At 69.2% G+C, this 11,105-nt stretch carries 10 protein-coding genes; 6 read left to right on the top strand and 4 right to left on the bottom strand.

What is annotated here, in order from left to right; translation table 11 throughout:
* Nucleotides 1-2: 2 nt before the first annotated feature.
* Entirely contained in the window at nucleotides 3-1,208 is a 1,206-nt protein-coding gene (locus KUV62_RS19235; protein WP_315901600.1) for an FAD-binding domain-containing protein, read from the top strand.
* Nucleotides 1,205-2,524, top strand: coding sequence for an ABC1 kinase family protein (locus tag KUV62_RS19230; RefSeq protein ID WP_222605360.1), 1,320 nt, complete (start codon nucleotides 1,205-1,207; stop codon nucleotides 2,522-2,524). The genes KUV62_RS19235 and KUV62_RS19230 overlap by 4 nt, the downstream gene beginning before the upstream one ends.
* A gap of 12 nt (nucleotides 2,525-2,536) precedes the next feature.
* On the opposite strand, the gene KUV62_RS19225 is transcribed toward KUV62_RS19230, so the two are convergent.
* From KUV62_RS19225 to KUV62_RS19210, 4 genes are read right to left on the bottom strand one after another with little or no spacing between them, the layout of a single operon-like run.
* Entirely contained in the window at nucleotides 2,537-3,571 is a 1,035-nt protein-coding gene (locus KUV62_RS19225) for a transketolase family protein (RefSeq protein WP_222605359.1), read from the bottom strand.
* Nucleotides 3,568-4,416: a transketolase gene (locus KUV62_RS19220; protein ID WP_222605358.1), complete on the bottom strand. Its 849-nt coding sequence runs from the start codon at nucleotides 4,414-4,416 to the stop codon at nucleotides 3,568-3,570. The genes KUV62_RS19225 and KUV62_RS19220 overlap by 4 nt, the downstream gene beginning before the upstream one ends.
* Nucleotides 4,417-4,473: 57 nt before the next feature.
* Nucleotides 4,474-6,216: a dihydroxyacetone kinase subunit DhaL gene (gene dhaL / locus KUV62_RS19215; RefSeq protein WP_222605357.1), complete on the bottom strand. Its 1,743-nt coding sequence runs from the start codon at nucleotides 6,214-6,216 to the stop codon at nucleotides 4,474-4,476.
* 14 nt (nucleotides 6,217-6,230) lie between these two features.
* Nucleotides 6,231-7,043, bottom strand: a complete 813-nt coding sequence (locus tag KUV62_RS19210; RefSeq protein WP_222605356.1) for a sugar phosphate isomerase/epimerase family protein — start codon at nucleotides 7,041-7,043, stop codon at nucleotides 6,231-6,233.
* 337 nt (nucleotides 7,044-7,380) lie between these two features.
* Here KUV62_RS19210 and KUV62_RS19205 point away from each other — a divergent pair, with 337 nt between their 5' ends.
* The 4 genes from KUV62_RS19205 to KUV62_RS19190 all read left to right on the top strand — a co-directional run bounded on the left by KUV62_RS19205 (nucleotide 7,381) and on the right by KUV62_RS19190 (nucleotide 11,081).
* Nucleotides 7,381-8,136, top strand: a complete 756-nt coding sequence (locus KUV62_RS19205; protein ID WP_222605355.1) for an SDR family NAD(P)-dependent oxidoreductase — start codon at nucleotides 7,381-7,383, stop codon at nucleotides 8,134-8,136.
* Between the two features lie 152 nt (nucleotides 8,137-8,288).
* Entirely contained in the window at nucleotides 8,289-9,257 is a 969-nt protein-coding gene (locus tag KUV62_RS19200; protein ID WP_222605354.1) for a TRAP transporter substrate-binding protein, read from the top strand.
* Nucleotides 9,254-9,811, top strand: coding sequence for a TRAP transporter small permease (locus KUV62_RS19195; RefSeq protein ID WP_222605353.1), 558 nt, complete (start codon nucleotides 9,254-9,256; stop codon nucleotides 9,809-9,811). The genes KUV62_RS19200 and KUV62_RS19195 overlap by 4 nt, the downstream gene beginning before the upstream one ends.
* Before the next feature lie 13 nt (nucleotides 9,812-9,824).
* A complete protein-coding gene (locus tag KUV62_RS19190) occupies nucleotides 9,825-11,081 on the top strand; it encodes a TRAP transporter large permease (protein WP_222605352.1) in 1,257 nt (418 codons plus the stop codon).
* The last annotated feature ends 24 nt before the right edge of the window (nucleotides 11,082-11,105 follow it).

Genomic DNA, 11,105 nt, shown 5'->3' with positions numbered 1-11,105 from the left:
GCGTGACCGCGACAGAGGCAACCCGCGATGCGGCGCTGCGTCGGCTCGGCGCCTTTCAGCCGCGCATGGGGCGCGACTATGCCGAGCTGCGGAATTTCGATCTCGGCGCCGGTGCGCATGATCATGTCTCGACGCTCTCGCCCTACCTGCGCCGGCGGCTGCTGACCGAGCGCGAGACCATCGCTGCGGCGCTTGAGGCGCACGGGCCGGAGGCTGCCGGGGCGTTCATCGCCGAGGTGGCCTGGCGCAGCTATTTCAAGGGCTGGCTCGAGCAGCGGCCGCAGGTCTGGGACGCATATCGCGACGGGCTCGCGCGCGATCTCGCGAAGCTGGAGCGGGATGCGGCGCTGCGCGCGCGTGTGGCGCAGGCCTGCGAGGGGCGCACCGGGATCGCCGGCTTCGATGAATGGGCCGCCGAGCTCAACGAGACCGGCTACCTGCACAACCACGCCCGCATGTGGTTTGCCTCGATCTGGATCTTCACGCTCAAGCTGCCCTGGCGGCTGGGGGCGGATTTCTTCCTGCGTCAGCTGCTCGACGGCGACCCGGCCTCGAACACCTGCAGCTGGCGCTGGGTTGCCGGGTTGCACACGCGCGGCAAGCATTACGAGGCGCAGGCCGCCAACATCGCGCGCTTCACAAGGGGCCGGGTGCAGCTGCCCGAGGATTGTCTGGCGCAGGCGACCGCGCCACTCGATGCGCCGCTGCCGGAGCGGCAGGCGCTGCGCCCGGTCTCGGCCCCGCGCGACGGGGTGCCGACGCTGCTGCTGCTGACCGAGGAGGAGTGTCAGCTCTCCGATTTCGCGCCGGAGCGGCTCGACCTGAGGGGCGTGCTCGGCCTCAAGGCCAGCGCGCTGCGCTCGCCGCTGCCGGTGGCGCAGGCGGTCTGCCGCTTCGAGGCGGCGGCGCTGGAGGATAGCGCCGGGCGGCTTGGGGCCGAGCCCGCGTGGGACGCGGCCGGCGACCCGGTGGGGCTGGTGCGCCATGCGCAGGCGGTCGGGGCGGCGCAGATCGCCACCGGCTACATCCCGACCGGCCCGCTGCACGACTGGATCACGGCGGCGAGCCCGGCGCTCGAGGCGGCGGGCATCGCCCTGACCGAATGGCGGCGCGACTGGGATGCGCTGGTCTGGCCCCATGCCACGGCGGGGTTCTTCAAGCTGCGCAAGCAGCTGCCGCACATCCTCTCGCAGGCGGGGCTGACATGAGCGAAGACCGCCCCGGCGCCAGGCCCGTCCCGATCCCCTCCGGCCGAATGACACGGGCGCTGCGGCTCGGCGGCATGGCCGCGGGCATCGCCGGCAACATGGCGATGGGTGCGCTCGGGCAGGCGGGGCGCGGCAGCCGCCCGGAGATGCGCGGCCTGTTGCTGACTCCGACGAACCTCACCCGCGTCGCCAACGAGCTGGCGCGAATGCGGGGCAGTGCGATGAAGCTCGGCCAGCTGATCTCGATGGACAGCGGCGAAGTGCTGCCGCCGGAGCTTGCCGAGATCCTTGCCCGGCTGCGCGATCAGGCCGATTTCATGCCTCCGAAGCAGCTCCGCGACGTGCTCGACGCGGCCTGGGGTCCGGGCTGGCGGCGGGCGTTTCGCGCTTTCGACGTGCGCCCGGTGGCGGCGGCGAGCATCGGGCAGGTGCACCGTGCCGAGCTGGCGGACGGGCGCGAGGTGGCGATCAAGGTGCAGTATCCCGGCGTCGCGCGAAGCATCGACAGCGACGTCACCAATGTCGGCGCGCTGCTGAAGCTCTCGGGGCTGCTGCCCAAGGGGTTCGAGCTGGCGCCCTATCTCGACGAGGCGCGGCGGCAGCTGCATGAAGAGACCGATTACGTCCTCGAGGGCCGCCAGCTGCGCCGCTTCTCCGAGTTGCTGGCCGGGGATCCGCGCTTCGTCTTGCCCGAGTGGCACGAGGATTGGAGCACGCCGCGGGTGCTCACGATGAGCTGGTGCCCCGGCCACCCGATCGAGAGCCTCGTCGGCGCGCCGCAGGAAGAGCGCAACCGGGTCGCCCAGGCCCTGATCGCGCTGTCGCTGCGCGAGATCTTCGGCTTCGGCCTCACCCAGAGCGATCCGAACTTCGCCAATTTTCGCTACCAGCCCGAGACCGGGAAGATCGTGCTGCTCGATTTCGGCGCGGCGCGGGGGCTCGATCCGGGGGTGATCCGCGACGGGCGCGCCCTGCTGCGGGCCGGGCTCGACGATGACCCTGGCGCGCTGCTTCGTGCTCTCGAGGCGCTGCGGATCGCCGCGCCGGGGGATGGGTTCGGCCCGAGGCTGGCGGAGTTGACGCGGATGCTCTTCGCGGCGCTGCGGGCCCCCGGTGGCTACGATTTCGCCAACCCGAGTCTGCGCGAGCGGCTGCGGGCGGAGGGGCTGAAGCTCGCCGAGGCCGGCTACCTGCCGCCCGATCCGCCGATGGACGTGCTCTACCTGCAGCGCAAGCTCGGCGGCATTTCCCTGCTGGCGACGCGGCTCGGCGCGGTGCTGCCGCTAGAGGCGGAGCTGCGCGCCCATCTCGGCTGAGCGCGGGCAGGCTCAGAGCCAGCCGCGAATGCGCGCGGCCACGCGGTCGACCGAAAGCCCGTACATATCGTGCAGTGTTGGCAGGGCGCCGGCCTCGAGGAAGGCGTCGGGCAGGCCGATCATCCGGAAGGACGGCGTCACGCCCGCCTGCAGCAGCGTCGCCGCCACCGCCTCGCCCAAGCCGCCGTTGACGCTGTGGTTCTCGGCGCTGACCACCAGCCGCCCGCCGCGCCCGGCCTCGGCCAAGATCGTGTCGGCGTCGAGCGGCTTGATCGTGGGCACGTGCAGAACCGCGACGTCTACGCCGTCCTTCGCCAGCGCCTCGGCGGCGTCGAGGGCGCGCATGGTCATGATGCCCGAGGCGATGACCAGCACGTCGCGCCCGTCGCGGATCATCTGGGCACGGCCCAGCTCGAACCTGTAGTCGGGCTTGTGACGGGTCAGCACGCTCGGCACCTTGCCGCGCAGCAGGCGGGCATAGACCGGGCCGGGATGGGCGATCATCGCGGGCACCATGCCGGTCACGTCGCAGGCATCGCAGGGGTCGATCAGCACCATGTCGGGCAGGCCGCGGAAGATCGCCAGATCCTCGGTGGCCTGATGGCTGGGGCCGTAGCCTGTGGTGAGGCCGGGCAGGGCGCAGGCGATCTTGACCGGCAGGTTTTCCTCGGCGATCGCCATGGCAATGAAGTCATAGGCCCGGCGGGCGGCGAAGACCGCGTAGGTGGTGGCAAACGGGATGAACCCCTCGCGCGCCAGCCCGGCAGCGGCGGAAAACAGCAGCTGCTCGGCCATGCCCATCTGGTAGAAGCGCTCGGGCAGGGCGTTGGCGAAGACATGCAGGTCGGTGTATTTCGACAGGTCCGCCGACAGGCCGACGATGCGCGGATCGTCCTTTGCCGCCTCGACCAGCGCCTGACCGAAGGGGGCGGAGACGGTGTCGTAGCCCTCCGCCGCCAGCGAGGCGATCATGGCGGATGTGGCGACGGGCTTGCCCTCGGGCACGGTGCGCGGCTGGTATTTGCGGGCTTTCGAGGCGTGGGTCATTGCGGCTTTCCTTGTTCCAGCCGGTCGAGCGCGCGGGCCCACTCCCCGGGCTCGACCCGGACGAAATGGTTCTGCTCACGGGCCTCTAGGAAATCGACGCCCTTGCACATGCGCGTGTTGCAGATGATGACGCGCGGCTTCGGCTCGGGCAGGGCGCGGGCGGTGTCGAAGGCCGCGACCAGCGCGCCGAGGTCATTGCCGTCGACCTCCTGCGCGTGCCAGCCGAAGGCCTCCCACTTGGGGGCTTCGGGGCCTTGGGCGAGCGCGTCGCGCGACGGGCCGTCGGCCTGCTGGTTGTTGAAATCGACGAGGCAGATCAGGTTGTCGAGCCGCCATTGCACCGCCGACATCACCGCCTCCCAGGTCGAGCCCTCGCCAAGCTCGCCATCGGACATCAGGTTGTAGACAAAGCGATCCGAGCCCTTGCGCTTCAGCCCCAGCGCCGCGCCCACGGCGATGCCGAGCCCGTGGCCCAGCGAGCCGCCGGTGATCTCCATGCCCGGCGTGTAAGAGGCCATGCCCGACATCGGCATCCGGCTGTCATCCATTCCATAGGTGGCAAGCTCTTCCTCGGGCAGGATGCCAGCCTCCATGAGGGCGGCATAGAGCGCGATGGCGTAGTGTCCGATCGAGAGGTAGAAGCGGTCGCGCCCCTCCCATTCCGGATCGTCGGCGCGCCAGTCTATGGCGTGGAAATACGAGGTGGCGAGCACGTCGGCCACGCCGAGCGCCTGCCCGACATAGCCCTGCCCCTGCACCTCGCCCATGAGCAGCGCCTTGCGACGGATGTTCCAGGCGCGCCTCTCGAGCGAGACGTTCGAGACCGCTGCGTCGGGACGTGTCATGACCTGTCCTTTCTTGGTGGGATACGCCCGGCCCGCGAGGACGCGCCGGGCCCGAGATCAGTGGCGCGCCGCGTCGGTCATGGCGACGAGCATCACATGCGCCGAGGCCGCGCCAGGGTCCATGTGCCCCAGCGAGCGCGCTCCGAGCTTGGCCGAGCGGCCTCGGCGACTCTCTATCTCGGCGGTGTAGTCGCGGCCGTTGCGGGCGCCCGCGCAGGCGGCCTCGAGGCAGGCGAGCACGTCGCCGCCCGATTGCAGCGCCTCCTTAGCCTTGGCCACCGCCGGCACCCAGGCGTCGATCATCGTCTTGTCGCCAACCTGCGCGCCGCCGCGCGACTGGATGCCGGTGCAGATGCCCTCGATCCACGCCACGGTGGCGGCGGCGTCGAGGTTGAGCCGGTCGGAGACCATCGCGCCCGCCTTGCGGAACGCCGAGGCATAGAGCGGCCCCGACGAGGCGCCGACCGCATCGAGAAACGCCTTGGCCATGCGCTCGGAGATCTCGGTCACGGTCTCGTCTCGTGGATCGGCCAGCTCCTTGCGCACGGCGGTCCAGCCGATATCCATGGTGACGCCGTGATCGCCGTCGCCGATGACGCCGTCGAGCTCGGAGAGCCAGTCGCGATTGTCCCGGATCGCCGCGCCCATCGCCAGCATCATGACGCGGAATCGCTCGGGCGTGATCGGGCCGTCGGTGGCGAGGCTGGCGTGATCGACCGAGGCGCCGACCCCGGCGCTGGCATGGTCGCGGCGGGTGAGCGTTCCGGCGGGGGCGAGATCGCCCGCCACGGTGAGCGCCGGGGTGCGGCAGGGGGTGTCGAGCAGCGCCTTGAGGTCGTCGTCGAGCTTCAGGAGCGTGATCGAGGCGCCGGCCATCTCGAGCGAGGTGCAGTATTCCCCGACCCAGGCGAAATGGATGCCGATGCCGCGCGCCTCGAGGATCCTGGCGGCGCGCCGGTGCAGCAGGTAGAGCTCGAGCGGGCCGGTGGCGCCGAGCCCGTTGACGAGCACCGCGACCTCGTCGCCATGGGTCAGGCCCATGTCGGCGAGGATTGCCTGCATCAGCTCCTCGGCCACCTCGTCGGCGGTCTCGAGCTTGCCGCGGCGCATGCCGGGCTCGCCGTGAATGCCCATGCCGATTTCCATCTCGTCATGGCCGAGCTCGAAATTCGGCTTGCCGGTCTGCGGCAGCGAGCAGGCGCTGAGTGCCACGCCCATCGAGCGGCAATTCTCGTTGGCCCTGGTGGCGGCGGCGACCACGCCGGCGAGGTCGCGGCCCTGCTCGGCGGCGGCGCCGGCGATCTTGAAGACGAAGAAATCGCCCGCGATGCCGCGCCGCTCGCCCTCGCGGCCCTTGGGGGCGGAGGCGACATCGTCGGTGACGGCGAAGGAATGTGCCGGCACGCCCATGGCTTCGCATTCTTCGGCGGCCATGTCGAAATTCATCACGTCGCCGGTGTAATTGCCGTAGAGAAACACCACGCCGGCCCCGCCATCGACGGCGCGGGCGGCGTCCATGATGTGCTCTGGCGAGGGCGAGGCGAAGACATTGCCCACCGCCGCCGCATCGGCCAGCCCGCGCCCGACATAGCCGGCGAAGGCGGGCTCGTGCCCCGAGCCGCCGCCGATCACGATGCCGACCTTGCCGTCGCGCGGGCCGTCCTTCGCGACGATGGCGCGCCCGGTGGCGCCCTCGACCTTGAGCATGTGCGGATGCGCCAGCAGCATGCCCTCGATGGCTTCGGGGATGATGTCTTCGGGTGCGTTGATGAGCTTCTTGGTGCGGATGTCGTCGGTCATGTGGGCCTCCCCCCTCATTGGACGAATGTCTTTGCGGCGGCTGTGGTCTGCTCGATCCAGGGCTGCTCCTTGGCGATGGCGTCCTCGAGCGTGCCGCCCTCGATCATCAGCCAGTGCTCGAGGATGACGCTCATGTCCTTCGGGCAATGGGCGAGCTGGTCGAGCGTCCAGCGGATCGGCGCGCGCCCCGTCCCGAGCGGCACGCCGTGGATGCGGAAGCCGACGCCATAGGTGTCGGGCGTGATCTCGTAATCCTTGAGATGCAGGTTGATGGTGTAGGGCGCGAGCAGCGAGATGGTCTTCTCCGGCCACTCGTTCGCGCAGATCGAGTTGGCCACGTCGAGGCAGACGCCCAGATGATCGTCGCCCACCGCCTCCAGCAGCTCGACCATGCGCGGGCTGGGGTAATTGAAGTGGTTCTCGATGGCGATTTTCATGCCGGCGGCGCGGGCGGCATCGACCCGCGGACGCAGCGCCTCGGCGAGCTCCGGCACCGGCATGTGGCCATCGGCCTCGTCGAGCGCCACGCGCAGGATCTTCGCATGCAGGCGCTTGCCGATCTCGATGTAGCGGTCGACCTCGTCGGCATCGAAGCACTGGGTGCCAAGCTCGAGCGCCAGCCCCTTCTCCTGCGCGAGTTCGAAGAGCCGGTGATGATCGGCCGGCTCGAGCCGGTCGAGCGGCATGTTGTCGGCATATTGCACGACGCTCAGCCCCAGCGCCTCGGCGCGGTCGAGCAGGTCGAAGGCGCTGAGCGGGCGGGCGGGGCGTTGGTCCTTGATGCCAATGGACCAGCGATAGGCGTAGCTGCCCAGTCCGAGTTTCATGATGTCCTCCCAAGTTCCGTCTGCGCCGGTGTCGCGGGGGGACGACCGGCGCGGATGACCAGAAGGGATAGCCGGTTTCGGGCGTCGTAGCTTTGAAGTTCTCCTAACAAGCTCGTTAAGTTTCATTCATTTATTCGCGGCCCCAGCTTTGTCATGGTCCTTCAAACCGCGGCAGGGGAGAGCCGCAGGGGAGGACCAGCATCACAGCCATATCCCCGGGGGATACCGCGCGGCCCGGCCGCCGCTGCCCCCTTGCCCGCAGAGATACCGGACCGGCATGGGCCGTCCGCACGCAGACCGAGCGGGGAGGCCCGCCGAGAGACAGAAGGAAGACCAGATGGGACTGCTGAGTGGAAAATTCGCCATCGTGACCGGTGCCGCCAGCCCGCGCGGCCTTGGCAAGGCGACGGCGAAGCTGTTTGCCGAGCACGGCGCGACCGTTGCGATCACCGATCTTGACGAGGCGCAGGCGCAGGCCGCCGCCGCCGACCTGCCGGGCGAGGGCCATGTGGGCATGGCCTGCAACGTCACGGACAAGGACGCCTGCTTCGCCGTCGCCAAGGCGCTGATCGAGAAGTTCGGCGCGGTCGACATCCTCGTGAACAACGCCGGCATCACCCAGCCGCTCAAGATCATGGAGATCGCACCCGAGAATTACGATGCGGTGACCGATGTGAACCTGCGCGGCACACTCTACATGACGCAGGCGCTGATCCCGCACTGGCGCGAGCGCCAGACCGGCTCGGTGGTCAACATGTCATCGGTTTCGGCGCAGCGCGGCGGCGGCATTTTCGGCGGCCCGCACTACTCTGCCGCCAAGGCCGGCGTGCTGGGCCTCACCAAGGCGATGGCGCGCGAGCTGGCGCCCGACGGCGTCCGGGTCAACGCGATCTGCCCCGGCTTCATCGCCACCGACATCACCGCCGGCAAGCTCACCGACGAGATGCGCGCGCAGGTTCTGGCCGGCATCCCGATGGGCCGCGCCGGCACCGCCGACGACGTGGCGGGCTGCGCCCTGTTCCTGGCCTCGGAGCTCTCGAGCTACTGCACCGGCACCGAGGTCGACGTGAACGGCGGCTCGCTGATCCACTGATCCCACGCAGGGAGGAAACACCTCCCGTCGCCATTCAGCGGTTCACGCGGGCGGCGGGACACCGTATCTCCGGGCGGGAGGACTGCCCGGGGGCAAGCCGGAGATACCGGCGCGGGGCCCATGCGCCCCGGACCAACCAAGGAGGAGACACCATGAAATTCACCCTGACCGGCGCGCTTCTTGCCGCCACCGCCCTGAGCTCTGCCCCGGCCTTCGCCGATGAGGTGATCTTTGCCCACGGCGCCAACCCCGGCAACCCGCGCTACGCCGCGGCCGAGATGTTTGCCGACCTGGTGCCCGCCTGCACCGGCGGCGAGACCACCGTCAATGTCGCGGCCTCGGCCACCATGGGCAACGATGTCGAGATGCTGACCTCGGTCGCCGGCGGCGTCATCCAGATGTCGGCCAACAGTCAGGGCCCGCTGGCGCAGATCGTGCCAGAGGCCGGGATGCTCGGCCTGCCCTTCCTGTTCGAGGACCTGCCCACCGTGTGGAGCGTGCTCGACGGCGAGGTCGGCGAGATGCTCGACCAGAAGGCGCAGAATGCCGGGCTGAAGATCCTGACCTTCTGGGACAACGGCATCCGCCACGTCTCCCACACCTCGAAGAACGTGCCGACCCCGGCCGATCTCCAGGGCATGCAGATCCGCACGCCCTCGGACGAGACCACCATCGCCGCCTTCGAGGCGCTCGGCGCGTCGCCGGCACCGCTGGCCTGGTCCGAGCTGCCCACCGCGCTGCAATCGGGCGTGTTCGAGGGGCAGGAAAACCCGCTGACCAACATCTACTCGGCCAAGCTGCACGAGATCACCCCCTACATCACCCTGACCGGCCACAAGTATGAATCCACCCCGGTGGTGGCCTCGATGGTCTGGTGGTCGGGCCTCGACGAGTCGACGCAGGCGTGCATCCAGGGCGCGGCCGAGCAGGCGGGCTGGTATCAGCGCGGCCTGTCGCTGAGCCAGGGCAAGTCGCTGCGCGAGACGATGGAAGCCGAGGGCGCGACCTTTGCCGAGGTCGAGGACCGTCAGGCCTTCATCGACGCCACCGCCGGGGTCTACGACCAGTATGAAGGCCAGTATGGCGACCTGATCGGGGCGCTGCGCGAGGCCACCCAGTGACCGGCGAAAGCCCCACCAAGGGGAGCGGCCCGCGCCGCTCCCTGCTGCGCCTGCTCCACGTGGTGGAGCGGGTGATCGAAGGCTCGGGCGCGGCGATCATCTTCGCCACGCTCTCCTTCACCTTCTGCGCACTGCTGGTCAACGTGGTGCTGCGCTATGCCTTCGGCAGCGGCCTGGCCTGGGCCTACGAGATCCACGCCATCCTGTTCCCGTGGCTGGTGGCCGGCGGCATCGCCGTGGCTTCGGTGCGCGGCTGGCACATCTCGGTCGACGCGCTGATCGGCATCCTGCCGGACGCGGCGAAACGCGCCGTGGCGCTGCTGGTCTCGGTTGCGATCCTGGCCATCGCGGTGACGGTGATCCGCACCAGCGGGCCGATCATCAAGGCCTCGCAGTTCCAGCGCCTCTCCGAGATCCCGGTGTCGCAATACTGGGGCTATATCAGCCTCTACTACGCCTTCGGCGCGATGGCGGCGCAGGCGGTCATCACGCTGGCGCGGCAGATCCTCGCCCCGGATTACGACCGCGACCTGCCGCAGCAAAGCTTCAGCTGAGAAAGTCCCCGACATGGTCAAGCTCCTGATTATCGTGTTCCCGGTGCTGCTCTTGGTCTCGGTGCCCGTGGCCCATGCCATGCTCGGCGCCACCGCCTTCGCGCTGTGGATGGAGGGCAAGCCGATGGCGGTGATCGCGCAGCGGCTCTATTCGCCGACCCAGAGCTTCCCGATGCTGGCGATCCCGTTCTTCATCCTCGCCGGCAGCCTGATGATGTCGGGCCGCTTCGGCGAGCATCTAGTAACCATCGCCAAGCTGCTGGTCGGCCGCTTCAAGGGCGGGCTGGCACAGGTCTCGATCATCGGCTCGGTGATGTTCGGCGGCGTCTCGGGCTCGGCGGTGGCGGATGCCTCGGCGCTCGGCAACGCGCTGATCCCGGTGCAGAAGAAGGAGGGCTATCCGGGCGGTTTCGCCGCCGCGGTCAACGCCTCCTCCTCGACCGTCTCGGTGCTGATCCCGCCCTCGATCCCGTTGATCCTCTACGGGCTGGTCTCCAACACCTCGATCATCGACCTCTTCGTCGCCGGGATCCTGCCGGGCGTGATGCTGGGCATCGGAATGTTCACCGCCGTGTGGTGGGTGGCGCGCCGCCTCAACCTGCCGACCGCCGAGGTGCCCGGCGGCTTCCGCGCCTACAAGGGTGAGCTGCTGCACGCGATCCCGGCGCTGCTGATGCCGATCTTCGTCATCGGCACGCTGCGCTTCGGCATCGCCACGCCCACCGAGGTTTCGGTGATGGCTGTGGCCTATGCGCTCTTCGTCTCGGGGGTGATCTATCGCGACCTGTCTCTCAAGGACATTTGGCGCGCGATGATCGACACCGGCGTGATGACCGGCGCGGTGCTGATCATCATCATGGCCTCCTCGGCGATCCAGTGGATCCTCACCGCCGAGCGCACGCCGCAGACGCTGGCGATCTGGGTGACCGAGACCCTGAGCGAGCCGTGGATGGTGATCCTGGCGCTGAACCTCGTGATGATCATCGTCGGCACCTTCCTAGACCTGCCGGCGGCGGTGCTGCTCCTGGGGCCGCTCTTCGTCACCATCGCCAACGCCATCGGGCTCGACCTGGTGCAGCTCGGGCTGATGATGGTGGTGAACCTCGCGGTTGGGCTCTACACGCCGCCCGTGGGCACCACGCTGTTCATCTCGGCGGCAATCGCGCAGACCGGGATCGGCTCGGTGGTGAAATCACTGCTGCCGTTCTACGCGGTGTCGATCGTGGTGCTGCTGCTGATCTCCTACGTGCCCTTCCTGACCATCTACTGAGGCTCCCGGCGACCGCGACCTCCT

It is taken from the genome of Salipiger bermudensis (assembly GCF_019801965.1).
Lineage (GTDB): Bacteria > Pseudomonadota > Alphaproteobacteria > Rhodobacterales > Rhodobacteraceae > Salipiger > Salipiger bermudensis_A.
The sequence above is the reverse complement of the archived record's forward strand: the minus strand, read 5'-3'. Positions and strand labels throughout refer to the sequence as shown.